General features: G+C 73.1%; 20 protein-coding genes. 14 read left to right on the top strand and 6 right to left on the bottom strand.

Features of this window, described 5'->3' with window-relative positions; translation table 11 throughout:
* Position 1: 1 nt before the first annotated feature.
* Together AVL62_RS10665 and AVL62_RS10660 are read right to left on the bottom strand one after the other, a co-directional pair.
* Complete coding sequence (locus tag AVL62_RS10665; protein WP_058891601.1) at positions 2-1,255, bottom strand: toxic anion resistance protein; 1,254 nt, start codon at positions 1,253-1,255, stop codon at positions 2-4.
* Between the two features lie 120 nt (positions 1,256-1,375).
* Positions 1,376-1,675: a DUF1905 domain-containing protein gene (locus tag AVL62_RS10660; RefSeq protein ID WP_058891600.1), complete on the bottom strand. Its 300-nt coding sequence runs from the start codon at positions 1,673-1,675 to the stop codon at positions 1,376-1,378.
* A 93-nt stretch (positions 1,676-1,768) separates the two neighbouring features.
* Between AVL62_RS10660 and AVL62_RS17870 the strand changes: the two genes are divergently transcribed.
* From AVL62_RS17870 to AVL62_RS10640, 4 genes are read left to right on the top strand one after another with little or no spacing between them, the layout of a single operon-like run.
* On the top strand, positions 1,769-2,332 hold the full coding sequence (locus AVL62_RS17870) for an FAD-dependent oxidoreductase (RefSeq protein ID WP_235585660.1): 564 nt from the start codon (positions 1,769-1,771) through the stop codon (positions 2,330-2,332).
* On the top strand, positions 2,224-2,832 hold the full coding sequence (locus AVL62_RS17865) for a hypothetical protein (RefSeq protein ID WP_235585659.1): 609 nt from the start codon (positions 2,224-2,226) through the stop codon (positions 2,830-2,832). The genes AVL62_RS17870 and AVL62_RS17865 overlap by 109 nt, the downstream gene beginning before the upstream one ends.
* 3 nt (positions 2,833-2,835) lie before the next feature.
* Positions 2,836-3,150, top strand: coding sequence for a TusE/DsrC/DsvC family sulfur relay protein (locus AVL62_RS10645; protein ID WP_058891597.1), 315 nt, complete (start codon positions 2,836-2,838; stop codon positions 3,148-3,150).
* Between the two features lie 12 nt (positions 3,151-3,162).
* Complete coding sequence (locus tag AVL62_RS10640; protein ID WP_235585658.1) at positions 3,163-3,792, top strand: DsrE/DsrF/DrsH-like family protein; 630 nt, start codon at positions 3,163-3,165, stop codon at positions 3,790-3,792.
* Positions 3,793-4,133: 341 nt separating this feature from the next.
* Here AVL62_RS10640 and AVL62_RS10635 read toward each other — a convergent pair whose 3' ends face one another.
* Positions 4,134-5,861, bottom strand: coding sequence for an aminotransferase class V-fold PLP-dependent enzyme (locus tag AVL62_RS10635; protein WP_058891596.1), 1,728 nt, complete (start codon positions 5,859-5,861; stop codon positions 4,134-4,136).
* Between the two features lie 217 nt (positions 5,862-6,078).
* On the opposite strand from AVL62_RS10635, the gene AVL62_RS10630 reads away from it, so the two are divergent.
* The 5 genes from AVL62_RS10630 (at position 6,079) to coaE (ending at position 14,008) form a co-directional block, all read left to right on the top strand.
* Positions 6,079-7,326, top strand: a complete 1,248-nt coding sequence (locus AVL62_RS10630) for a DUF445 domain-containing protein (protein ID WP_235585657.1) — start codon at positions 6,079-6,081, stop codon at positions 7,324-7,326.
* A 145-nt stretch (positions 7,327-7,471) separates the two neighbouring features.
* The gene (locus AVL62_RS10625; RefSeq protein ID WP_153011756.1) at positions 7,472-7,906 is read left to right on the top strand and encodes a hypothetical protein; all 435 of its coding nucleotides are present in this window, start codon (positions 7,472-7,474) and stop codon (positions 7,904-7,906) included.
* 74 nt (positions 7,907-7,980) lie between these two features.
* Positions 7,981-12,240: an ATP-dependent RNA helicase HrpA gene (gene hrpA / locus AVL62_RS10620; protein ID WP_058891594.1), complete on the top strand. Its 4,260-nt coding sequence runs from the start codon at positions 7,981-7,983 to the stop codon at positions 12,238-12,240.
* 203 nt (positions 12,241-12,443) lie between these two features.
* On the top strand, positions 12,444-13,118 hold the full coding sequence (locus AVL62_RS10615; RefSeq protein WP_058891593.1) for a VOC family protein: 675 nt from the start codon (positions 12,444-12,446) through the stop codon (positions 13,116-13,118).
* Complete coding sequence (gene coaE, locus AVL62_RS10610; RefSeq protein ID WP_058891592.1) at positions 13,115-14,008, top strand: dephospho-CoA kinase; 894 nt, start codon at positions 13,115-13,117, stop codon at positions 14,006-14,008. Before AVL62_RS10615 ends, coaE begins: the two co-directional genes overlap by 4 nt.
* A gap of 231 nt (positions 14,009-14,239) precedes the next feature.
* Here the strand turns inward: coaE and AVL62_RS10605 are convergent, their stop codons facing one another.
* Positions 14,240-16,393 (bottom strand): S9 family peptidase, encoded by a 2,154-nt coding sequence (locus AVL62_RS10605; RefSeq protein ID WP_058891591.1) that lies wholly within the window; start codon positions 16,391-16,393, stop codon positions 14,240-14,242.
* A 113-nt stretch (positions 16,394-16,506) separates the two neighbouring features.
* Between AVL62_RS10605 and AVL62_RS10600 the strand changes: the two genes are divergently transcribed.
* Positions 16,507-17,490, top strand: coding sequence for a PAC2 family protein (locus AVL62_RS10600; protein WP_058891590.1), 984 nt, complete (start codon positions 16,507-16,509; stop codon positions 17,488-17,490).
* Here the strand turns inward: AVL62_RS10600 and AVL62_RS10595 are convergent.
* Complete coding sequence (locus AVL62_RS10595; RefSeq protein ID WP_058891589.1) at positions 17,463-18,107, bottom strand: hypothetical protein; 645 nt, start codon at positions 18,105-18,107, stop codon at positions 17,463-17,465. The genes AVL62_RS10600 and AVL62_RS10595 overlap by 28 nt on opposite strands.
* Positions 18,108-18,176: 69 nt before the next feature.
* Here AVL62_RS10595 and AVL62_RS10590 point away from each other — a divergent pair, with 69 nt between their 5' ends.
* From AVL62_RS10590 to AVL62_RS10575, 4 genes are all read left to right on the top strand, one after another.
* Positions 18,177-18,893 carry an EcsC family protein gene (locus tag AVL62_RS10590; protein WP_058891588.1) on the top strand — a complete coding sequence of 239 codons (717 nt, stop codon included), beginning with the start codon at positions 18,177-18,179 and terminating at the stop codon, positions 18,891-18,893.
* 62 nt (positions 18,894-18,955) lie between these two features.
* Positions 18,956-20,224 carry a DUF4192 domain-containing protein gene (locus tag AVL62_RS10585; RefSeq protein WP_058891587.1) on the top strand — a complete coding sequence of 423 codons (1,269 nt, stop codon included), beginning with the start codon at positions 18,956-18,958 and terminating at the stop codon, positions 20,222-20,224.
* A gap of 45 nt (positions 20,225-20,269) precedes the next feature.
* The gene (locus AVL62_RS10580) at positions 20,270-20,677 is read left to right on the top strand and encodes a universal stress protein (RefSeq protein ID WP_058891586.1); all 408 of its coding nucleotides are present in this window, start codon (positions 20,270-20,272) and stop codon (positions 20,675-20,677) included.
* A gap of 210 nt (positions 20,678-20,887) precedes the next feature.
* Positions 20,888-22,558, top strand: coding sequence for an RNA polymerase sigma factor (locus tag AVL62_RS10575; RefSeq protein WP_058891585.1), 1,671 nt, complete (start codon positions 20,888-20,890; stop codon positions 22,556-22,558).
* 67 nt (positions 22,559-22,625) lie between these two features.
* Here the strand turns inward: AVL62_RS10575 and zwf are convergent, their stop codons facing one another.
* Positions 22,626-24,059, bottom strand: coding sequence for a glucose-6-phosphate dehydrogenase (gene zwf / locus AVL62_RS10570; RefSeq protein ID WP_058891584.1), 1,434 nt, complete (start codon positions 24,057-24,059; stop codon positions 22,626-22,628).
* Positions 24,060-24,086: the final 27 nt, after the last annotated feature.

Below are 24,086 nucleotides of genomic sequence, written 5' to 3'. Positions count from 1 at the left end.
CTCAGCGCGGCCCCGACGACAGCGACCCGCCCGGCCGGCCCCCGTCCAGGTCCAGCTGTCCGCCGGCCAGCCGGCCGTCCGTGCGACGGGCCCGGTCCAGGTAGGTGCGGGACTTCTCGACCTCGCCCTCGAGAACCCCGATGGTCTGCGACATGCCGTCCAGGGCCTGGACCCGGAACTCGTCGATCGCGTCCATGGTGGCGTAGATGTTGGTGAAGGCCGCCTGCAGCTGCTCCAGCCCCAGCGTGGAGGAGGCCGCCTGCTCCTGGATCGCCACCGAGTTGTCCCGCAGCAGCTCGCTGGTGCTCTGGATCATCTGGGAGGTGGTCTGGTTGAGCGCCGTGATCTGGTCGAGCACGAGCTTCTGGTTGTTGAGCGCCTGGGCCACCAGGACCGCGGTGCGCAGGGCCGACACCGTGGTGGTCGAGGCCCGGTCGACGCCCTTGATGAGCTCGATGTTGTTCTTCATGACGATGTCGATCGCCAGGTAGTTCTGGATCGAGACCGCGAGCTGGGTGAGCAGGTCCTGGTGCTTCTGCCGGACGTAGAAGAGCACGTCCTCGCGCATCGCCTTGGCGCGGTCCGGGTCGCTGGTGTCCAGCTCGGCGATGGTCGCCGCGACCTTGGCGTCCAGCTGCTCGGCGATGTAGACGTACTGGTTGAGCCGGCCCATCGACTCCCACAACTGCTGCTTCTCCATGTTCAGCGCCGCGTTGTCCTTGGCCAGCTCGTCCTGGCCGCTGCGCAGGGCGTGCAGGATCGCGTCGAGATGCTTCTCCGCCGACTCGTACTTCTGGAAGTACTTCGTGAGGCGGTCCGAGAAGGGCAACCGCTCGAACCACTTCTTCACCCCGGTCGCCTGCGCCGGGTCGAGGTCCTCGACGGTGTGCCGCAGCTCGGTGAGGGTCTGCGCGACCTTCGACTCCTTCGACACCCCGCCCTGCTGGATGGCCCGGACCGGGGACTTGAGCAGGCGGTTCGAGGTCTCGGCGGCGGCGCGGATGTCGGCGTCGCCCATGGTGCGCACGTCCGCGGCACGCTGGGCGAACTCCGGCGAGCGGGTCTCGGTCTCGGTCAGACCGGCGAGGTATGCCTCGACCTTGGCGTCCAGGGCCGGCATCGCCTCCGGGTCCACCTGGGGCGCCATGCGCGGGGCCGCGGTCTGGGCGACCGGCTCGGACGCGGAGGGGGCGGTGAGCACCAGGGGGTCCGCCTGGGGCTCCGGCGCGGCGAGCGGCTGCGGCTGGTCGGTCATCGTCTCTCCTCGAGGTGCCTGGTGCGGGGGCGCCCGCCCCCGCCGGGGCATGTGCAGGTCGCGCGTGCGACGTCCCCATTGTGTCCCGGGTTCCACCTTTTCACACGGGGGCCACCCTTCTCAGGAACGGAGGGTCAGCCCCACCGTGACGACGTCGCCGAGCTCGATCCCCTCCGCACGGCGCACGGCGTCCTTGAGCGGTACCCAGAAGGACCCCTGCCGGGGCCAGAGCGAGGTCGTGAACGTGGTGCCGCCCACGCGGCCCTCGACCGGCACCATCCCCCACCCGTAGGTGACCTCGCGCATCACCCGGGTGAGCCACGCGCTCTCCTCCGGCGGGGTGACGAGGAAGTGGAAGGGGGCCGGCCCACGCCACTCGACCACCTCCCCGGTGAACTCCAGGTCCGGGTCCTCGGTCATGCGGCCACGCTAGTGCGCCCGACGGACGGGGGATGTCCGCGACGAGGCTGACCGCGGTGCGCCACGATATACGACAGGGCGTAGTATGTGGTCTTGAACAGGCTCCTGATCCTGGGGGCGGGCACCGCGGGCACCATGGCCGCCAACCACCTCGCCAAGGTCCTCGACCACGACTGGTCGATCACCGTGGTCGACCGGGACGTCGACCACCACTACCAGCCCGGCTACCTCTTCGTGCCGTTCTGGATGGACCCGGACCGGGTCCTCAAGGACCGTCGGGACTTCCTGCCCGGCCGGGCGACCTTCCGGCAGGAGGCCGTCCGCCTCGTCCACCCCGGGCGGCGGCAGGTCGAGCTGGCGGGCGGTGACCTGCTGGACTACGACTGGCTCGTCATCGCCAGCGGCTCCGTGCCCCGGCCCGACCTCGTGCCCGGGATGGCCGACGGGGCGCTGTGGCGCGACACGGTGCACGAGTTCTACACCCACGAGGGCGCCGTCGCGCTGAGGGATGCGCTGCCCGCTTCGACTCCGGCCGGCTGCTCGTGCACGTGCGCAGCATCCGCCTCGCCGCCGACTTCGCCGTGGAGCGGATCGACGACGAGCGCCGGCGGCTGGTCGCCTACGACGGCCGCGAGCTGCCCTTCGACCTGCTGGTGACGGTGCCGCCGCACACCGGCCAGCAGTTCGTCGTCGACTCCGGGCTCGGCGACGACGCCGGGTTCGTCCCGGTCGACCCGCACACGCTGCGCAGCCGGGAGCACGAGCGGATCTTCGTCCTCGGCGACGCGAGCGACATACCGACCTCCAAGGCCGGCTCGGTGGCGCACTTCGCCACCGAGCTGTTCGTCGACAACTTCCTCGCCGCCGTCGCGGGACAGCCGCTGCCGAACTCCTTCGACGGGCACGCCAACTGCTTCGTCGAGTCCGGCCGCGGCCAGGCGCTGCTGCTCGACTTCAACTACGACACCCAACCCCTCAAGGGCGCCTTCCCGCTGCCCGTCGCCGGACCGATGCGGCTGCTGACCCCCTCGCGCGTCAACCACCTGGGCAAGCTGGCCTTCGAGCAGGTCTACTGGCGGGTCCTGCTGCCCGGTCACCGGCTGCCCGTCACCGCCCACCTGTCGATGGCCGGCAAGAAGCCGGCGGAGGAGCACTGACCCATGCCCACCAACACCCTGAACGGACGGTCCTTCGCCGTCGACGAGGAAGGCTTCCTCACCGACCGCGACCAGTGGAGCGAGGAGCTGGCGACCGAGCTCGCGACCCTCATCGGGATCGAGCTCGACGAGGAGCACCTGGCTCCGCTGCGCTTCATGCGCGAGGACTCGGCCCGGACCGGGGTCACGCCGACGCTGCGGCGGATGCAGACCGTCGGTGGCTTCGACATCAAGGTCCTCTTCGGGCTCTACCCCGGCAAACCGGCCAAGAAGATGGCGTGGCTGGCCGGTCTGCGCAAACCCGTCGGCTGCGTCTAGAGAGGCGATCCCGTGACCACGACCACCAGCACCCTGCCGGAGGGCTTCATCCTCCCCGACTTCGGCGACGCGCCCCGGACGACCCGGACGGTGCAGACCGGCGAGGACACCGCGGTGACCACGACGACGAGCTACGAGGGCCCGCGCAAGATGGCGTTCATCTGCTCCAAGGGCAACCTCGACATGGCCTACCCCGCGCTCATCATGGGCAACGCCGCCCTGGGCGAGGGGGTGGAGGTCCATCTCTTCTTCACCTTCTGGGGCCTGGACATCGTCAACACGAAGACCAACGACAAGCTGCGCTTCACCCTGGCCGGCAACACCGCCATGCACCTCGACGACCTCGGCCGGGTCCGGCCCGGGCTGGAGCACGCGTCGGTGCCGCAGGTCCTCGGCAACCTGCCCGGGATGACCGGCATGGCGACCCGGATGCTCAAGCGGCAGATGGCCGAGCAGGACATCCCGACGGTTCCGGAGTTCCTCGACCTCCTGCAGGCGTCAGGTGCGCACCTGTATGCCTGCAGGCTCAGCTTCGACATGGCCAAGATGCTCGAGGCCGACCTGCACCCCGGTGTCGAGGGCGTCATCAGCGCCGGCGACTTCGTCGAGATCGCCCAGGGCGCCCAGATCGTCTTCGTGTGAGCCAGCCCGGCCGGTCAGGCCAGCCCGGCCAGCCCGGCCAGCCCGGCCAGCCCGGCCGGTCGGGCCGCTCGGTGGTCGGTCCACGAGGGTCCTCCGGCACCTGCGCCACAGACGTCACAGGCTCACCACCGTGCGGGGACGATGCCGTAGGCCGGTCTTATATCCCCGGCAGATCGCCACATCTCCGCACCGTGATGCCAGTGATACCGACGTGACCCGTGGGGCTGCTCCGCCCGGCGTTGGCCCGGGGGGGCGAGCGCGGCCCGTGAGCCGGCGCGGCCCCGCAGCCCGGTTGCCGCGCGCCGACGACCGACAGACACCACCGATCCGTTCGCGGGGAGTCAGCGCAGGCATACCTCGGGCAGGTCGAACCACCGCAGCTCCGGGGCACCGCCCGCCTGGTCGTCGGCGGCCTCGGGCAACGGGTCCCCAGCGGCGCCGGCCAGGATGCGGCGCGCGTCCTCGAGGTGCTCGGCGAGCAGTTCCTCGCCGGCGGTCGGCCCGGGCCGGGGGAGGGTGACCGCGCCGTCGGCCCCGAAGGTGATGTCGGCGAGCCGCACCGGAGGCTCGACGACCCCTTCCCGGTGCCGCCACAGACCGGTCATGACGTCGAAGCGGTAGTCGCCCAGCAGGCGCCAGCCGTCGCGGGCGACCAGGCGCACCGCCTCGACGACGTAGTCCGCCGCGGTGTCGGAGATGAAGTAGTTGAAGTTGACCCGCACCCAGCCCGGCTTGATGCCCTCGCAGCCGCTGGTGATGCGCTCCTGGAAGGCGTGCGAGCGGTCGGTGTCGATGCCCAGCAGGGTGTGCCCGTAGGGCCCGGCGCAGGAGCAGCCGCCCCGCGCCTGGATCCCGAAGAGGTCGTTGAGCAGGGCGACCGCGTAGTTGTGGTGCAGGTAGGCGCGCTGCCGGCCCCGGACCACGAAGGACAGGATCGACAGCCGCTCGGCGTCGAGGTTGCCGAGCAGCTGCAGGTCGGGCTCGGCCGACCACGCGCGCACCGCCCGGGCGAGGAACTCCTCCTCCCGGGCCCGGATCGTGTCGACGCCCACCGCCTCCTTGAGCCGGAAGACGAGCCCGGCGCGGATCGCCTCGACGATGGCCGGCGTGCCTCCCTCCTCCCGGTGCTCGGGGTCGGCGAGGTAGGAGTGCTCGGCGGTGTTGACGTAGGCCACCGTGCCGCCGCCCGGCACGTCGGGCACCCGGTTGGCGAAGAGCTCGCGGCGGGCGGCCAGCACCCCCGGGGTGGACGGGCCGCCGATGAACTTGTGCGGGGAGAGGAAGACGGCGTCCTTGTAGGCGTGCGGCCGGCCGGCCGGCGCGCTCATCTCGATGTCGACGTAGGGCCCGGCTGCGGCGAAGTCCCAGAACGCCAGCGCGCCGTGCTCGTGCAGCAGCTCGGTGACCGCGTGGGTGTCGGTGATGATGCCGGTGACGTTCGACGCGGCCGAGAAGGAGCCGATGACGAGGGGCCGGTCGGCATACCGCTGCAGCGTCGCCCGCAGGTCACCGGTGTCGATGTGCCCGTCGGCGTCCATCGCCACCTGCACGACGTCGGCGATGCTCTCGCGCCACGGGATCTCGTTGCTGTGGTGCTCGAAGGGCCCGATGAGGACGACCGGGCGCTGGTCGGCGGGGATGTGCGCGGAGAGGTGGTGGGTGTCCTCGAGGACGGACGGGATCCGCAGCCCGAGGACCCCGACCATCTTGGCGATCGCCCCGGTGCAGCCCGATCCGGTGAAGAGCACCACGGTGTCCTCGTCGCCGCCGACCGCCGCGTGGATCGCGGCCCGGGCGTCCTCGCGCAGCCGGGTGGTCTGCAGCCCGGTCCCGCTGGACTCCGTGTGGGTGTTGGCGTAGCCGGGCAGCACGACGTCGCGGATGGCGTCCTCGATGAAGGTGAGCGCCCGGCCCGAGGCCGTGTAGTCGGCGTAGGTGACCCGGCGCCGGCCGTACGGCGTGCTCATGACGTGGTCCTCGCCGATGACCGACTCCCGGATGCGCCGCAGCAGCGGGTGGTCGCCGGGGCCGGCCGGCGTGGGCGGCGGTGCCGGGGTCTGCGTGGTCATGGCGACCAGGGTGCCGAACCACCCCGCCCCGCACAACGCCCCTGGACGCAGGAGAGGCATAACGGCGCGGTATGCCTGCAGGTCAGGGCCGCGGAGGCCGTCTCCCGGGCGGTCCGGTCCCGCCGCTGCCGGAAGGGTCGTGGCACCCACGGCTTAGGCTGGAGCGTCAGCAGGTCGGCCGGACGGGCGACCACCGGGCGAGGCGGCAGGAGGACGGGTGGAGAGCAGCGGCATACGCCTCGACGACGCAGCCCGTCGCGCCGGGCTGCGGCAGATGCGGATGGTGGCGACCGGGCTCCTCGTCCTCATGGCGGTGATCTACGTCCTCACCCACGACCGGACGGGCGTGTGGGCCTACGTCAACGCCGGTGCCGAGGCGGGCATGATCGGGGCGATCGCCGACTGGTTCGCCGTGGTGGCGCTCTTCCGTCACCCGCTGGGGCTGCCGATCCCGCACACCGCGCTGGTGCGTCGCCGCAAGGACGACCTGGGGGACAGCCTGGAGCAGTTCGTCAGCGACAACTTCCTCACCGCGCCGGTGCTGCGCGAGAAGATCCTGGACGCGCAGGTCGTCCGGCGGCTGGGCGAGTGGGTGCGCGAGCCCGAGCACGCGGAACGGGTCGTCACCGAGGCGGTCCCCTTCCTCGTCCGTGCCGTCGAACGGGTCGACGAGGAGGAGATCCGCATCCTCGTCGACGACGTCATCCTGCCGCGGGTCCGCCGGGAGCCGCTTTCACCGGTGGCCGGGCACCTGCTGGAGCGGGTCATCGAGGACGGCTCGCACCGTGGTCTCGTCGACCTGCTCGCCCGTGAGCTGCACGCCTGGCTGGCCCTGCACCAGGACCGGGTCGAGTCGATCGTGCGCTCGCGCGCGCCGTCCTGGGCCCCGACGTGGGTCAACGACCAGGTCACCCGGCGCGTCTACACCGAGGTGCTGCGCTGGGCCAAGGACATCAAGGACGACCCGGAGCACAACGTGCGGCACGCGCTGGACGCCTACCTCGTCGACCTCGGCCGGGACCTGCAGCAGGACCCGCGCACCCAGGAGCGCTTCGAGTCGCTCAAGGACCGGGTGCTGGAGCACCCCCAGGTGAGCGCCACCGGCGTCGCGCTCGGCGAGACGCTGCTCAGCTCGGTCCTGGTCGCGCTGGAGGACCCGGACAGCGCGCTGCGCTCGCGGATGTCCTCCGCCCTGGAGTCGCTCGGCCGCCAGCTGGTCGAGGACGGGCGGCTGCAGGCCCGGCTCGACGCCTGGACGGCCGACACCGTCGTGGACCTGGTCCAGCGCTACGGCCCCGAGATCACGTCGGTCATCTCGGGGACGATCCGTCGCTGGGACGCCCGGGAGGCCTCCGACAAGATCGAGCTGCACGTGGGCCGGGACCTGCAGTTCATCCGGCTCAACGGCACGGTCGTCGGCGCGCTCGTCGGGGTGACGATCCACGCGCTGTCCCAGCTGCTCTGAGCCCTCGCGACGGTGGGGCAGGGGCGGGCCGGTGGGCGGCGTGCGCGGGAGGCGCCGGCGTGGCCGGCCGGGGTGAGCAGGCGACGGGGCGGACCCTGTGGACAACTTCTGCGCGCGGTCCCGGGTTCGCGGCAGGCTCTGCGGCATGAGCTTCGAGGATCTTCCCCGCAACTGGCCCGCCCGGGTGCTGGACGACCCGGTGCTGACCGCCGACGTCGTCGACCTGGTCGTCAACGACGCCGACCGCAGCGCCGGTGCGATTGGCTTCCTCCTCTGCCGCGGCGGCGGCACCCTGGCCCAACCCGTGGTGGTGGGGGACCTGCACGGCGAGGACCCCGTCCGGGTCCTGGACCGGATGGTCGAGGTCGTCGCTCACCTCCCGGACACCCCGGGGTTCGTGCTTGCGATCGCCCGGGCCCGAGGTCTGGTGGGTGATGCCGACCGGCGGCTGCACCAGCACGCCCTGGACGCCTGCGCCAGGGCGGGTCTCACCCTGTGGGGCACCTACCTCGCCACGCACGCCGGGGTGACCCCGCTGCCCGTGGCCCTCGGCCTGAGCCCGCGGACCGGCGCCGCCTGAGGCCGGGCACCGGCGCCGGCCGGGCAGCACGCGCCGACGACGACGCCTGGTGCCCGCTGGTTACAGTGGGAGACGTGCCCGAGCCCGACCGACGCCCGCGACCCGACCGGTCCGGTGCCACCCAGGACGGGCGTCTCGACGGCCCCGGACAGGGGGCCCGGAGGCGGGACAGGGGAGGAGCCGGCCAGGCCGGAGCCAGGGGCGGGGACGCCGCCCGGGCGGGTGGCCGCCCGCGCGGCCGCGGCCGTGGCCGTGGCCGTGGCCGTGGCCGGAACGAGGCGGGCGGACGGGAGGCACGGCATACCCGGTCCTCGGCCGTCGTCGAGGCCCGCCGGGCGGCCGCGCCGGCACCCGGGGCCCTGCACTACCCGCCCGAGCTGCCCGTCAGCGAGCGCCGCGAGGACCTGCTGACGGCGGTCCGCGACCACCAGGTCGTCATCGTCGCCGGCGAGACCGGCTCCGGCAAGACCACCCAGCTGCCCAAGATCTGCCTCGAGCTGGGGCGCGGCGTCGAGGGGATGATCGGGCACACCCAGCCCCGGCGCATCGCCGCCCGCTCGGTCGCCGAGCGGGTGAGCGAGGAGCTCGGGGTCGATCTCGGCACCGTGGTCGGCTACCAGGTGCGCTTCACCGACGTCTCCCGCGACGACACCCTCGTCAAGGTCATGACCGACGGTATCCTGCTGTCCGAGCTGCAGCGCGACCGTGACCTGCGGCGCTACGACACGATCATCATCGACGAGGCGCACGAGCGCAGCCTCAACATCGACTTCGTCCTGGGCTACCTCAAGCAGCTGCTGCCGCGCCGCCCGGACCTCAAGGTCGTCATCACCTCGGCCACGATCGACGTCGAGCGCTTCGCCGCGTTCTTCGCCGACGCGCAGGGGGATCCGGCCCCGGTCATCGAGGTCTCCGGACGCACCTACCCCGTCGAGGTGCGCTACCGGCCCCTGGTCCGCGAGGGCCCGCCCCGCAAGGACGGGTCGGCGACCGAGGTCGAGGTCGACCAGGTCACCGGGGTGGTCGAGGCCGTCGAGGAGCTGTGGACCGAGGCCACCGGACGCGACGGGCGGGGCGAGGACGTCCTCGTCTTCTGCTCCGGCGAGCGCGAGATCCGTGACGTCTGCGACGCGCTCACCGGGCTGGACCTGCCCGGCACGGAGGTGCTGCCGCTCTACGGCCGTCTCTCCGCCGCCGAGCAGCACCGGGTGTTCTCCCGCCACGCCGGCCGCCGCATCGTCGTGTCGACCAACGTCGCCGAGACCTCGCTCACCGTCCCCGGCATCCGGTATGTCGTGGACACCGGCACCGCGCGCATCAGCCGCTACAGCCAGCGGCTCAAGGTCCAGCGCCTGCCCATCGAGCCGATCAGCCAGGCCTCGGCGAACCAGCGAGCCGGTCGCTGCGGCCGGCTCGCCGACGGCATCGCCATCCGGCTCTACGGCGAGGACGACTTCGCGGCCCGCCCGGAGTTCACCGACCCGGAGATCCTGCGCACCAACCTGGCCAGCGTCATCCTGCAGATGACCAGCCTCGGCCTGGGCGACATCGAGAAGTTCGGCTTCCTCGAGCCTCCGGACTCCCGGCAGGTCGCCGACGGCGTCCGCCTGCTCACCGAGCTGCAGGCCATCGACCCCACCGCGCCCGCGCACCTGCCCCGGCAGCGCCTCACGGCCTACGGCCGGGCGATCGTCAGGCTGCCGGTCGACCCGCGCCTGGCCCGCATGCTCATCGAGGCCGAGCGGCAGGGGTCCCTCAAGGAGGTGCTCGTCATCGTGGCGGCGCTGTCCATCCAGGACGTCCGGGAGCGGCCCGCCGACCACCAGCAGCAGGCCGACCAGGCGCACGCCCGGTTCCGGCGGGTCGGCGGGGTCACCGGCCAGGCTCGACGCGGCGGTCACCGGCAGGAGGGCGAGGCGTCGGCCAAGGACGTCGTGGACAGCGACTTCCTCGTCGTCCTGCACCTCTGGCGCTACCTGCAGCAGCAGCAGAAGGACCTCTCCGGCAGCGCCTTCCGCCGGCTGTGCAAGGCCGAGTTCCTGCACTACCTGCGGGTGCGCGAGTGGCAGGACCTGCACACGCAGCTCAACCGGGCCGCCAAGCAGCTCGGGCTCGAGGTCAACCAGCACCCGGCGGACGCCGACCAGGTGCACACCGCGCTGCTGACCGGGCTGCTGTCCAACGTCGGCATGTGGGAGCGGGAGGCCCGGGCCTACCTGGGCGCCCGCAACGCGCGCTTCGTCCTCCAGCCCGGCTCGGTGCTGCACCGCCGCAACCCGGACTGGGTGATGAGCGCCGAGCTCGTCGAGACGACCCGGCTGTGGGCGCGCACCAACGCGGTCGTCGACCCCGCCTGGGTCGAGCGCGCCGCGGCGCACCTGGTCAAGCGGTCCTACAGCGAGCCGCGCTGGTCGCGCTCGGCCGGGTCGGCGGTCGCCGACGAGCGGGTGACCCTCTACGGCATACCGCTCGTGGCCGGGCGCACCGTGCCGCTCGGCCGGATCGACCCGGAGACCGCCCGGGATCTCTTCATCCGTCAGGGTCTCGTCGAGGAGGACTGGGAGACGCGACACGAGTTCTTCCACGCCAACCGGCGGCTGGTCAAGGAGCTCGGCCAGCTCGAGGCGCGGGCCCGGCGGCGCGACATCCTCGTCGACGACGAGACGCTCGTGGAGTTTTACGATGCCCGGATCCCGGCCGAGGTCGTGTCCGGCGCCCACTTCGACACGTGGTGGAAGACCGCCCGGAAGCAGGACCCCGGGCTGCTCACCTTCACCGAGGAGCTGCTCGTCGGTGACGCGGGCGACCAGGTGAGCGCCCAGGACTTCCCGACCGGGTGGCGCCAGGGGGAGCTCACGCTGGGGCTGACCTACCAGTTCGAGCCCGGCGCGGACGCCGACGGCGTCACCGCGCACGTGCCCGTCGAGGTGCTCAACCAGGTCACCGAGGAGGGCTTCGACTGGCTCGTCCCCGGCATGCACGAGGAGCTGGTGACGGCGCTGGTCAAGGCGCTGCCCAAGGACGTGCGCCGCAACTTCGTCCCGGCGCCGGACCACGCGCGGGCCGCGCTGCGGGGTATGCGGGAGGCCGGCACGGTCGGCGTCGCGCCGGTGCGGGAGGCGCTGGCCGACGAGCTGACCCGGCGCGGTCTCGTGCGGGTGTCGCCGCAGGACATGGACTGGGACCGGGTGCCCGACCACCTGCGGATGACCTTCCGGGTGGAGCGGGCGGTTCGGCCGGCAGACGGCGGCGGCCGGTCCCGGGCAGGCGGCGGGGGGAAGAGCGGCGGCCAGGAGAAGGGCGGCGGCGCGGAGCAGGGACGGCGCGGCGGCAAGGGCAGGCGGGGCCGGGGCCGGGTCGAGGTGCTGGGGGAGGGCAAGGACCTCGCGGACCTGCAGGAGCGGCTCGCCGGGCAGGTGCGCAGCACGATGGCCGCCGCCGCCTCGGGCGTCGAGCGCACCGGGCTCACGAGCTGGCCGGCCGACCTCGACCCGTTGCCGGAGAGCTTCAGCCGCTCGGTGGGTCCGCGCATCGTGCAGGGTTTCCCGGCGCTGGTGGACACCGGAGAAGCGGTGGACGTGCGGGTGCTGGCGACCCGCTCCGAGGCCGACCGGGAGACGCTGCGGGGGGTGCGCCGCCTGCTGCTGCTGGGCACGACCCCGCCGTGGAAGCGGCTGCTGTCGCTGCTGTCCAACCAGCAGAAGCTCTCGCTGGGGCACAACCCGCACGGGTCGGTCCCGGCGCTGCTCGAGGACGCGCTGGCCGCGGCGGTCGACTCCGTGGTGGCCGAGCAACCGGGGGCGACCGTCCGCGACCCCGCGCAGTTCGAGGCCGCACTCACCGGGGTGCGGCAGCAGAGCGTGCCCCGGGTGCTGGAGATCGTGGAGTCGCTCGTGCCCATCCTCGACACCGCTCGCGAGGTGTCGTTGCGGCTGCAGCGGCTGGACGCCCCGGCCGCCGCCGACCTCGCGACCGACCTGCGCCGTCAGCTCGATGCCCTGGTGCGGCCCGGCTTCGTGACCGAGGTGGGCCGTGCTCGGCTGCCGCGGATGGTCGTGTGGCTGCGGGCGATGGCCGAGCGGCTGGACAAGGGGGTCCAGGACCTGCCCCGCGACCGCCGCCGCACGGAAGAGGTGCACGTCGTCGAGCGCGACCTCGCCGACTTCCTCGAGGCGCTGCCCCCGCACCGACGGCTGGACCCCGACGTCATGGACGTCGTCTGGTCCGTCCAGGAGCTGCGGGTCTCGCTCTTCGCCCAGCGCCTCGGCACCCCCGCCCCGGTCTCGGCCAAGCGGATCTACGCCGCGATGGACCGTGCCGAGGCCGCGACCTGACCTGACCTGTCCTGCACCGGGCGTCGCGAATGGTTGCCCTGTCCTGCACCGGGCGTCGCGAATGGTTGCCGGGTCCTGCACCGGGCGTCGCGAATGGTTGCCGGGTGCTGCACCGGGCGCCGCGAATGGTTGCCGGGTGCTGCACCGGGCGTCGCGAATGGTTGCGGGTGTCCACCGGTCCGACCCTCTGGCACAGTCGGGGTATGGCTTCTCCCCACCCGACCGACCACGACCTGTCCACCGACCCCGAGCTCGGCGACTGGCGGGTCATGCTCGACCGGTTGCACACCCGGCTGCTCACCGGTGACTTCACGACCGGGGCGCGCCTGGTCGCCCGGATCGCCGAGGTCGCGGACGAGCTGGACCACCACCCGGACGTCGACCTGCGCTACGGGCACGTCACGGTGACGACCATCAGCCACGACGTCGGCCGGCTGACCGCCCGGGACCGCAGGCTGGCGGCGGCGATCAGCCGGCTCGCGCGTGAGGAGGGGGTCGAAGCCGCCCCGCACCAGGTCAGCGCGGTGGAGATCGCGCTCGACGTCCTCGACGTGACCGCCGTCGAGCCGTTCTGGGCGGCCGTCCTCGGCTACGAGACCGACGGAGAGCACCAGCTGCGGGACGCGGCCGGACGGTTGGCTCCCATGTGGTTCCAGCAGATAGACGAGGCGCGCCCCGGGCGGGGCCGCTTCCACCTCGACGTCGACGTGCCGCACGACCTCGCCCGGCAACGGGTCGACGCAGCCCTGGCCGCGGGGGGCCGCCTCGTCACCGACGAGTTCGCCCCCTCCTGGTGGGTGCTGGCCGACGCCGAGGACAACGAGGTCTGCGTGTGCACGTGGCAGGGCCGCGAGGGCAGCGGAGAGCGGCCGGTATGACGTTGCGCGTCGGTCTCTCCGGCGGCATCGGCTCGGGCAAGTCGACGGTGTCGGCGCAGCTGGCGTCGCTCGGTGCCGTCGTGGTGGACGCGGACGCGGTCGCGCGCGAGGTCGTCGGTCCTGGCACGCCGGGGCTGGCGCAGATCGCCGAACGCTTCGGCCCGGACGTCATCGCCGCGGACGGCAGCCTCGACCGGCCCGCGCTGGGACAGGTCGTGTTCGGCGACGCGCAGGCCCGCCGTGACCTGGAGGCGATCACCCACCCCCTGATCCGTCGCCGGTCGCAGCAGCTGTTCGAGGCCGCGCCCGATGACGCGGTCGTCGCCCACGACGTGCCGCTCCTGGTCGAGCTGGGGATGGGCGCCGACTACGCCCTCACCGTGATCGTCGACGTGGCCGAGGAGGAGCGGCTGCGCCGGCTGGTCGAGCTGCGCGGCATGGACGAGCAGGCGGCCCGCTCACGGATACGGGCGCAGGCGGACGACGGGCAGCGGCGGGCCGCGGCCGACGTGCTCGTCGACAACTCCGGCACCCTCGACGACCTGCGCCGACGCGTCGACGACCTGTGGTCCGGCCGGATCGTGCCGTTCCGCGAGCACCTGGCGGACGGCATACCGGGATCGGCGCCCGGGGCGGGCAGCGCCGGTGAGGACGAGCGCCTCCGCGCCCGGGTCGAGGCCGCGCTCGGACGGCCGCTCGGCGAGGACGTCGACCCGGGCGCGCTCGACGAACCAGGGGTGCGCCACGGTCTGCGCCGCCGCGGCCTGCTCGTGCTGACCGGTGACGGGCAGGCCGCCGCCGAGGGGAGAGCCTCAGGCGCGTCCGACGAGGTCGTCATCGCCTCGGCGGACCCGGCGTCGGCGGCGCGGCTGCGCCTCGGCGTGGGCTGACGGTCCTGCCACCGGCTCGCGTCTGGTGTGTCCTGGCCGCGCGTCCGGTGTGTTCTGACCGCGCGTCTGGTGTGTCCTGACCGCGCGTCTGGTGTGTCCTGGCCGCGCGTCTGGTGTGTCCTGACCGCGCGTCTGGTGTGTCCTGGCCGCGCGTCCGGTGTGTCCTGGCCGCGCGTCCGGTGTGTCCTGACTACGCGTCTGGTGTGTTCTGGCCGCGCGTCCGGTGCAGGCCTACCGCGCGTCCGGTGCGTCCGGTGCGGGAGGGGCAGGAGGGGCGGTGAGGCCGAGGTGCCGGCCGACGGCGGCGTCGGTGTCCGTGGTGGGCGGCTCCTCACCGAGCACGTGCTCGGCCAGGAACCCGCTGACGACGGAGTACCAGACCGTGGCGTGCTGCGGGCTCATGATCCAGTGGTTCTCCTGCGGGAAGTAGAGGAACCGGTGCGGCGTCGTGCCGTCCTCGGCCTGGGGCAGCCCCGAGCGGGAGAGCAGCTCGTACCAGAGCCGCAGGCCCTCGCCGATCGGCACGCGGTAGTCCTTGTCGCCGTGGATGACGAGCATCGGGGTGACGATCTGCTCGACGAAGCGGTGCGGGCTGTGGTCCGCGCTCATCTGCGGCGTCATCTCGCGCTGCCAGTAGAACGCGGCGTCCGTCGTCGGGCCGAAGCCGTCCAGCGCCCACAACGAGGCGTGCGTGACGATCGCCCGGAACCGGTCGGTGTGCCCGGCGACCCAGTTGGCCATGTAGCCGCCGAACGAGCCGCCCATCGCCGCGGTGCGGTCGGCGTCGATGTCGCTGCGCGCCACCGTCGCGTCGGTGACCGCCATGAGGTCGGTGTAGGGCGCGTCGCCCCAGGTGCCCCAGCCGCGACGCACGAACTCCTGGCCGTAGCCGGTGGACAGCGCCGGGTCGGGCAGGAGCACGGCATACCCCTGCGCCGTCATGAGCCAGGGGTTCCACCGCCACGTCCAGGCGTTCCACGACCCGAGCGGTCCGCCGTGGATCCACAGCAGCAGCGGGTGGCCGGACGCGGACGACGGCTCGCCCTCGGGGAGCGCCAGCCAGGCGCGGACCCGGCTGCCGTCCGCCGCGGTCGTCTCGACCTCCTCGAGCCGGCCGGGGACCTGCGGACGCTCCGCCGGGCCGGGCAGCGGGGTCACCTCTCCGGTGGCGAGGTCGAGCCGGACGACCTCCGGGGGGAAGAGGTAGGAGGAGCGCACGCCGTAGGCCGTGGCACCGTCCGGGGAGACCACCAGGTCGCTCCACGCGGCGTCGTCGTGGGTGACCTGCTCCACCCGCCCGTCGGCGACGTCGATCCGGAAGACCGGACGCCGTCCCTCGCTGTCGGCCAGCACCAGCACCGAGGACCCGTCCGGGGTCCAGGCGACCGGCTGGGCCCAGCGGTCCCAGTCGTGGGCCAGCGGGGTCAGCTCCCCGGTCCCCGTGTCCATCACGTGCAGACGCGGGTGCGGCGGCCGGTCCGGGGTGGTCATCTCGCCGACCACGACGACCGCCCGGGTGCCGTCCGGGCTCACCGGCCCGGCGTGCGCCTCGGAACCCTCGAGGTCCACGAGCGTGCGCAGGCCGCCGTCCGCGACGTCGACCCGGGCGATCGTGGAGCGCAGGTCGGCGCGCCCCAGGGGCACGGTGACGTCGACGAGCGCGAAGGTCCCGTCCGGCGCCAGCCGGGGGCTGGGCTCGTGCAGCGGGGGGTGCTGGCCACCGGTGAGCAGCCGCAGGTGGCGCTCGGGGGCCCGGTCGGTCGTGCCTGGCGTCCCGGCGTCCTCCTCGGTCTCCCGCGAGGGGTCCGGGCCGTCCTCGAGGGCGAAGACCTGCGGGACCTGCGGGCCCAGGTCGTGGTCCCAGTAGCGGACGGGGTAGGAGGAGTGCAGGATCGCGTCGACCTTGGCCTTGGCGCGCCCCTCGTGCAGGCTCCGGTGCCCGGCCTCGTCAGAGGCGCCGGGCAGCAGGCCGGCGACGACGAGGGTGCGGTCGGCGTCGCGGGCGCACACCACGCCCGACACCCCGCCGGGGCGCCGCAGGACGACCCGCGCCTCACCGCCGGTCGCCGGGACCCGCCACAGCGCTGGGGAGGGCTCGCCGTCCTCGTCGTCCGGGTCGGGACGCGCCGAGGTGAAGTAGAGGTCGCCGCCGACGCCGAACGCGGCCCCGGTCTCGCCCTTGGCGCTGCGCGTGAGGCGGTATGCCGCCCGCTCACCGGCGGGGTCCAGCTCCCAGAGCGCGGAGACGAAGCCGGTGCCCGAGGAGTTGGGCGTCGACACCGTGGTCACCAGCCGGGTCCCGTCCGCGCTGAGCGCCAGCCCGGACACGCGGGGGAGGGCCACGTAGTGGGACAGGTCGTGGAAGGGGGTCGCCGGTGACGTCATACCCCGTTCCTATCATTGGCCCCTGACGTGCGCCGTCGCTCCCCCGGCGAGGGGCGGTCCGGAATCCCGCGACGGGTCGGCGCGTTGAGAGGGCAGACCTGAGAGGAGACACCGTGACGACGCACTCGCCACTGTTCCGGCTGGAGGCGGACGCCGCCCGCCAGCCCCAGCCAGCCCCGCTGCTGCTGGTGTCGCTGGAGGGCTTCCTCGACGCCGGGCAGGTGCGGTCCACGCTGGCCGAGCACCTGCTCGACACCCTCGAGCACGAGGTGGTCGCCACCTTCGACGTCGACGAGCTGGTGGACTACCGCTCGCGCCGGCCGCTCATGACCTTCGACTCCGACCACTACACCGACTACGACGACCCCTCCCTGGTGCTGTACCGGCTGGTCGACGCCGCCGGGGAGCCCTTCCTGCTGCTGCACGGCATCGAGCCGGACTACCGCTGGGAGGCCTTCGTCGACGCGGTCCGCCAGCTCGGGCTCGCCTTCGGCGTGCGCCGCATGGTCAGCGCCCACGGCATCCCCATGGCGGTCCCGCACACGCGCCCGGTGGGCACCACGCGGTTCGCGAGCGACAGCTCGGTGCTCGGGGACTACACCCCCCTCTTCGGGCAGGTGCGCATCCCCTCCAGCGCCGACTCCCTCCTGCACCTGCGGCTCGCCGAGTCCGGGCTGCTGACCATGGGCGTGGCCGTGCACGTGCCCCACTACCTCGCCGAGACGCAGTTCGGTGACGCGGTCGTGGCGGCCGCGGACGCCCTCATGGACCTCAGCGGGCTCGTGCTCCCGACGACCGACCTCGTCGCGATGGCGGGGCTGACCCGCGGGCGGATCGAGGAGGAGCTCGCCACCAACGACGAGGCCCGCGAGGTGGTCGAGGGCCTGGAGAAGCGCTACGACCACTTCATCGAGGGGCAGCGGCGCAAGAGCCTGCTGGCCGCCGAGGTGGCCAACCTGCCCAGCGCGGAGGAGATCGGGGCGCAGTTCGAAGCCTTCCTGCGCGACCCGGAGTCGGTCGACGAGGACGGCGCCGACGAGGGCGAGGGGCCCACGCCGCCGGCCGAGGGTCAGGACGGTGGCGGCGGCAGGTCGTAACGCGGACCGGTCGGGGCGTCGGTCGGCGACGTCCGCCGGCTCCCACGGTCGGCCTCCGGGCCCGCAGGCCGCTGGGCCAGGGTGTAGGCCGCGGGGTCGGGGCCGGTCTCGGTGACCTCACCGCGCCGCCGGGCCAGCACGGCCAGGGCGGCGCACGCCAGGCCCAGGGGGAGCAGCAGCAGACCCAGGGTCAGGCCCGCGCCGCCGCGCAGCCCGGTGGGGGCGGTCGCCGGCCCGTAGGGGCCCGCGTAGACCGCGTCGTCGGTGTCGCAGACCAGCGTGGCCGGGCCCGCGCCCTGGCCGGGGCCGGTGCGCGCGACCTCGTGGAAGTCCTGACCCTCCACCCGGGTGGTGAAGTCCTCGTCCGGCCTCAGCATCAGCGTGTCGTCCAGGGTGCAGGCGGTGGCCGCACGGGTCTGCGGGGAGCGCGACCAGACGGACATCCCCTCCTGCGGCACGACCACCTCCTGCCCCGGCACCACCCCCGCGAGGTCGGTGGTGGACCGGTCGGTCGAGCCGGCCACCCCCAGGCCCAGCAGCACCAGCCCGGTCAGGCCCAGCAGCACCGCCAGCGGCCAGAGCAGCCGGACGCCCCTCGCCCGCCCTCCTGACGTCATACCGCGCAACCTAACGCACCCCGTGTCAGGATGAGCGCGACCCCGTGCCCCGAGAAGAGGAGAGACGACGTGGCTGGACCTGAGTCCGACGTGGCCGTGAAGCCCGACCCCGAGCTGGAGGAGGGCGGCCCGCTGGACGCCCTGGCGAACGCGTTCATCGGCAAGCTGCTCGACTTCGGCGTCGACGGCATCGGTCCGCTGCAGTCCTCCAGCGAGGTCCTGGCCCGGGTGCGGCGCAAGCACGGCGACGACCGGGAGCGGGTGGTCGACGCCATCGTCGCCGAGCACATCCGCAAGGGCGCGGTCGGGGGTTTCGTCACCGGCGTGGGCGGCATCTTCACCATGCCGGTGGCCATCCCGGTCAACGTGCTCGAGTTCTACACCTTCGCGACCCGCATGGTCGCCGCCATCGCCGAGGAGCGCGGCTACGACGTGAGCAGCCGGTCCACCCGGGCGGCCGTCCTGCTGTCCCTGGTCGGCGCGGACGCCGACGAGCTCATGCGCAAGGCCGGGGTCACGACGGCCATGGGCATGACCGGGTCCGGCCGGCTGGCCAGGCTGGCGACCTCCCGGCTGCCCAAGGCCGCGGCCATGATGGTCAACAAGGCCGTCGGGTTCCGGCTCCTGACGGCCGTCGGCGGGCGCGCCCTGGGCCGGTTCGTCCGCTTCGTCCCGGTGGCCGGTGGCGTCATCGGCGCCGGGCTGGACGGCTACCTCATGAAGCGCATCGCCGACCACGCCCGCCGCGAGTTCGGCGACCGGGAGGCGGGCGCCCCCACCGGCTGAGAGTTATCCACAGATCGCGAGCGGGTCCGCCACGGCGGGCCCGCTCGCGGCACGCTGGAGGTATGACGAACCACGAGCCCGGGGGGCGCTCGCCGGAGCCCGACCTCCCCGCACCCGACACCACCTCGGCCTTCTCGCCCGCCCCGGGCCCTCCGATGCGGCTCAGCGGCGCCGGGCAGCTGCTGGCGGTGCTCCCGCACCTCCTCGGCTACCGGCCCGAGCGCAGCATCGTCGTCGTGGCGCTCGCGCTCGACCCTCGGGGCACGCTGGGCCAGCTGGTCTTCGCCGGCCGCCTCGACCTGCCGGAGACACCGGACCTGCGCGTCGGGCTGCAGCAGCTGCATCACGCCGTGCAGCAGGCGGCGGACGGGTCGAGGGGCCCGATCCTGCTGGCCGTGTTCGGCCACGACCTGCCCACCGGACCGGGCGGCGACGTCGACGCGGCGGCCGTGGAGGGGTTGCTGGCGGCGTCTCGGGGGCTCGCCCACGACGCCGGCTGCCACGTGCACGACCTCGTGCTCGTGCGGGACACGCCCTCCGGGGGGCAGATGTGCGCCGTCGTCGCCGACGGCGAGATCGTCCCGGAGCAGGAGCGTGCGTGGGGGCCGGCGCCGTCCGCGCCGGACGTCCCCGCCGTGGCCGACCTCGTGCTGAGCGGTCGGGGCGTGCTGCCCAGCCGGGCGGCCGTCGCCGCGTCCGTGCGCCGCCGGGACGAGGAGGCGTCCCGGGCGACGGCCATCGAGATCCGCCTCCTGCACCTCGCGCCCGGACCGGTGGACGAGGGTCGTGCGCTGCGGGACCTGGACGCCTGCCTCCACGAGGGCCGGACCCTGGACGCCCGACGACGGGCGCAGGTGGCGGTGCTGCTGCACGACCGGTGGGTGCGCGACGCCGTGCTGGCCCGGTGGCTGCCGGACCTGCCCTGGAGCGAGGACGACGCCTCCGTGCCCCGCGAGCTGGTCGAGGCGACCCGGGCCTTGCGTCCGTGGCCCACGACGTCCCACCACCTCGGTCTGGAGCGGCTGCTCACCCTGGTGTCGGAGGTGCCCCGCGACCTCGGAGGGCCGCTGCTCACCCTGGGCGCCATGGCCGCCTGGACCCGCGGTGACGGGACCGTCGCCAACGAGCTGTGCGACCTGGCGCTCGAGGTGGACCCCGGCTCGCAGCTGGCCGCGCTGCTCCGCCGGGCGCTGGAGGTCGGACTGCGTCCGCCACGTCGGGCACCGGGCCGGCAGGGCGGCCCTCGCGCCGGCGGACCCACCGGGCGACGCCCCCGGGGACGCGCCCGGGGACGCGCCCGGGGCCGCTCAGGAGGGCGCCCGGCGGCCTGAGGTGTAACCTCGCGGCACATCTCGTCACGTAGGAGGGCGTCGTTCATGTCGATCATCGTTGGCTACATCCCGACCCGCGAGGGCAGGGCGGCGCTGGTCGCCGCCCGCACCGAGGCGCTCCTGCGCAAGGTGAAGCTCGTCGTCGTCAACTCCCACCGGGGCGGCCGCGACTTCGACGCGGGGGAGGCGCGGCGCTTCGAGGAGGAGCTGGCCGCGGTCGGTCAGGAGCTGGACGGTGCCGGGATCGAGCACGAGGTCCGCGCCCTCGCGCGGGGCAACGAGCCGGCGGAGGACCTCATCGAGGTGGCGGGTGAGAGCGACGCCGACCTCATCGTCATCGGACTGCGACGGCGCACCCCCATCGGCAAGCTCATCCTGGGCTCCAACGCCCAGCGCATCCTCCTGGAGGCGCAGTGCCCGGTGCTCGCGGTGAAGGCCGGAGAGACCGACTGAGCCGGGCGGCGCGCCTGCTCGCCACCCCCCGGTCGGGCCGCCACCACCGGTGCGGCGCACACCCCGGGGAATGTGCGCCGGGGCTCCCAGGTTTTATAATGGTATGAGTCGCGTGCCGCACCCGGCACGACTCACCATTCTCGAGCCGCGTCGGGTTCCTCATGCCCGTCTGCGCTACACCTGCTGCCCCACAGAGAGTTGGTCCATCCCGTGACAGCCAGGACGACCCGCACGAGCACCCCCGAGCTGCCGCCCGCCTTCGAGCACGAGGCCCTCCGTGCCCTGCTCATGACCGGGAACGAGCAGGGCTACGTCGAGGCCGAGCAGGTGAAGACGGCCCTGGAGGCCGCCGACGTCACCTCCGCCGCGACGCAGAAGAAGGTGCTCCGGGTCTTCAGCGACCAGGCGATCGAGGTGCGCGCCGAGCCGGCACCGGCCCGCAAGCGGGCCAGCCGTTCCACCAAGGGCCGCACCACGTCCTCGACGGCTGCCGCGAAGAGCTCGGCCACGTCCACCGAGGAGTCGGCTCCCGCCACGGGCAGCACCACCACGTCCGCCAAGACCACGTCCGCCAAGACCACGACCGCCCGCAAGGCGTCCACCACCAAGACGACCGGCACCAAGACCGCGGCCACCAAGACCGCGGCCGCCAAGGCGCCGGCGGCGAAGACCACGGCGGCGAAGACCACGACCGCCCGCAAGGCCGCCTCGGCGGCCGCGGGGTCCACCGACGAGCCGGCCGCCCCGGCCAAGGGACGCGGCCGGAAGAAGAAGGACGTCGTCGACGAGATCGTCGAGGCCCCCTCGCCGGAGGACGTCGAGGCCGAGGACGCCGAGGAGGTCGAGGAGGCCCCCGAGACCCCCGAGGTCGCCAAGACCAAGACTCCGGCGACCAAGGGTGACGAGGACAGCTTCACCCTCTCGACCGCCGACGACGACGACGCCCCGGCCCAGCAGGTGGTCACCGCCGGAGCCACCGCCGACCCGGTCAAGGACTACCTCAAGCAGATCGGCAAGGTGGCGCTGCTCAACGCCGAGCAGGAGGTCGAGCTCGCCAAGCGCATCGAGGCCGGCCTGTTCGCCGAGGAGAAGCTCAACTCCGGGGAGAAGATCGAGGCCAAGCTCAAGCGCGAGCTGTGGTGGATCTCCAACGACGGCAAGAACGCCAAGAACCACCTGCTCGAGGCCAACCTGCGCCTCGTCGTCTCGCTGGCCAAGCGCTACACCGGCCGCGGCATGCTCTTCCTCGACCTCATCCAGGAGGGCAACCTGGGCCTCATCCGGGCGGTCGAGAAGTTCGACTACACCAAGGGCTACAAGTTCTCGACCTACGCGACCTGGTGGATCCGGCAGGCCATCACCCGCGCCATGGCCGACCAGGCCCGCACGATCCGCATCCCCGTGCACATGGTCGAGGTCATCAACAAGCTGGCGCGCGTCCAGCGGCAGATGCTGCAGGACCTCGGGCGCGAGCCCACCCCCGAGGAGCTGGCTGCCGAGCTGGACATGACGCCGGAGAAGGTCGTCGAGGTCCAGAAGTACGGCCGCGAGCCGATCTCCCTGCACACCCCCCTGGGCGAGGACGGCGACAGCGAGTTCGGGGACCTCATCGAGGACTCCGAGGCCGTCGTCCCCGCCGACGCGGTCTCGTTCACGCTGCTGCAGGAGCAGCTGCACTCCGTCCTCGACACGCTCTCCGAGCGCGAGGCGGGCGTGGTGTCCATGCGCTTCGGCCTCTCCGACGGCCAGCCCAAGACGCTGGACGAGATCGGCAAGGTCTACGGGGTCACCCGGGAGCGGATCCGCCAGATCGAGTCCAAGACGATGTCCAAGCTGCGTCACCCCTCGCGCTCGCAGGTGCTGCGCGACTACCTGGACTGAGCGGCCCCCGCCCCGACCACCTCGAGCCCGACCCCCGGCGACCCGCCGGGCGGTCGGGCTCGTCGCGTCAGCGCTGCCCGGACTCGCGCCACTGCCGCTCGAAGGGCAGCCGCCAGGTGAACGGGGTGATGAGCTGGTGGATCTGGTTCGGGCCCCAGGACCCCTTCTGGTAGGGCCGGACCACGGGCGGGTTGTCGATCAGCGGCTGGCTGATCTCCCAGAGCCGCTCGATGCCCGACGCCGACACGAAGAGCGTGCGGTCCCCCCGGGCGGCGTCGTAGATGAGCCGTTCGTAGGCCTCCAGCACGCCGCCGGCCCAGTCGGTGTCCTGCATGGAGAACTGCATGGACAGCTTGTCCAGCTTCATCCCCGGGCCGGGCCGCTTGCCGTAGAAGCTCAACGACATCCGGGCCCGGTCGGCGAGGTCGAAGGTCAGGTGGTCCGGTCCGTGGTCGCCGACGCCCGACCCCGGGGGGAACATCGACTGCGGCGGCTCCCGGAACGCGATCGAGATGATGCGGGCACCCTCGGCCAGCTGCTTGCCCGTCCGCAGGTAGAACGGCACGCCCGCCCAGCGCCAGTTGTCGACGAAGCACTTGAGCGCCACGAAGGTCTCGGTCTGGCTGTCCTCGCCCACCCCGAGCTCGTCCCGGTAGCCGACGTACTGGCCCCGCACGACGTCGCTGGGCTCCAGCGGCAGCATGGACCGGAAGACCTTGTTCTTCTCCCGGCTGATCGCCAGCGGCTCGAGGGAGGTCGGCGGCTCCATCGCGGTGAAGGCCAGGATCTGGAACAGGTGGGTGACGACCATGTCGCGGAAGGCGCCGGTCTGCTCGTAGAAGTCCCCGCGCTGGGACAGCCCCAGGGTCTCCGGCACGTCGATCTGGATGTGGTCGATGTGGTTGCGGTGCCAGATCGGCTCGAACAGGCCGTTGGCGAAACGGAAGGCCAGGATGTTCTGGGCCGGCTCCTTGCCGAGGAAGTGGTCGATGCGGAAGATCTGGTCCTCGTCGAAGACCTCGTGCAGCTGGGCGTTGAGCTCGACGGCCGAGGCGTGGTCGGTGCCGAAGGGCTTCTCCATGATGATCCGGCTGCGTTCCACCAGACCGGCCGACGCGATGGTGCCCACCGCCTTGAGCGCAGCCCTCGGGGGGACCGAGAGGTAGTGCAGGCGCAGCGGCTGGTCTCCCTCGAGCTGCTCCTCGGAGCGGTCGACCGCGGCGCGCAGCGCCTCGGGCCCCTGCGAACCCGGCACGTAGTCCAGGTGCTGGACGAAGTCGCGCAGGGCCGAGTCCTCGCACTCCCGCACGCTGAACTCCTGCACCGCCTCCATCGCCAGATCGCGGAAGTCGTCGACGGACAGGTCGTCGAGCGAGGTCCCCACCACCCGCAGGTCGTCGACGAGGCCGGACAGGAAGAGGTGCAGCACCCCCGGGATGAGCTTGCGACGGGCGAGGTCGCCGGTGGCTCCGAACAGGACGACGGTCAGCGGTGCGGTCATGGGTCACCACTCTCTCGTCTCCGGCTG

Source organism: Serinicoccus chungangensis (assembly GCF_001483745.1).
Taxonomy (GTDB): Bacteria; Actinomycetota; Actinomycetes; order Actinomycetales; family Dermatophilaceae; genus Ornithinicoccus; species Ornithinicoccus chungangensis_A.
Note: the sequence above shows the minus strand (reverse complement) of the source record. Positions and strands in the feature narration are given on the sequence as shown.

Excerpts from the sequence above, each read along its gene's own strand:
- AVL62_RS10615 (WP_058891593.1), top strand. The coding sequence starts at position 12,444 with ATGGCTTCTCCCCACCCGACCGACCACGACCTGTCCACCGACCCCGAG.
- coaE (WP_058891592.1), top strand. The coding sequence starts at position 13,115 with ATGACGTTGCGCGTCGGTCTCTCCGGCGGCATCGGCTCGGGCAAGTCG.
- AVL62_RS10645 (WP_058891597.1), top strand. The coding sequence starts at position 2,836 with ATGCCCACCAACACCCTGAACGGACGGTCCTTCGCCGTCGACGAGGAA.
- AVL62_RS10635 (WP_058891596.1), bottom strand. The coding sequence starts at position 5,861 with ATGACCACGCAGACCCCGGCACCGCCGCCCACGCCGGCCGGCCCCGGC.
- AVL62_RS10660 (WP_058891600.1), bottom strand. The coding sequence starts at position 1,675 with ATGACCGAGGACCCGGACCTGGAGTTCACCGGGGAGGTGGTCGAGTGG.
- AVL62_RS10665 (WP_058891601.1), bottom strand. The coding sequence starts at position 1,255 with ATGACCGACCAGCCGCAGCCGCTCGCCGCGCCGGAGCCCCAGGCGGAC.
- zwf (WP_058891584.1), bottom strand. The coding sequence starts at position 24,059 with ATGACCGCACCGCTGACCGTCGTCCTGTTCGGAGCCACCGGCGACCTC.
- AVL62_RS10595 (WP_058891589.1), bottom strand. The coding sequence starts at position 18,107 with ATGACGTCAGGAGGGCGGGCGAGGGGCGTCCGGCTGCTCTGGCCGCTG.
- AVL62_RS10605 (WP_058891591.1), bottom strand. The coding sequence starts at position 16,393 with ATGACGTCACCGGCGACCCCCTTCCACGACCTGTCCCACTACGTGGCC.
- AVL62_RS10580 (WP_058891586.1), top strand. The coding sequence starts at position 20,270 with ATGTCGATCATCGTTGGCTACATCCCGACCCGCGAGGGCAGGGCGGCG.
- AVL62_RS10585 (WP_058891587.1), top strand. The coding sequence starts at position 18,956 with ATGACGAACCACGAGCCCGGGGGGCGCTCGCCGGAGCCCGACCTCCCC.
- AVL62_RS10625 (WP_153011756.1), top strand. The coding sequence starts at position 7,472 with ATGAGCTTCGAGGATCTTCCCCGCAACTGGCCCGCCCGGGTGCTGGAC.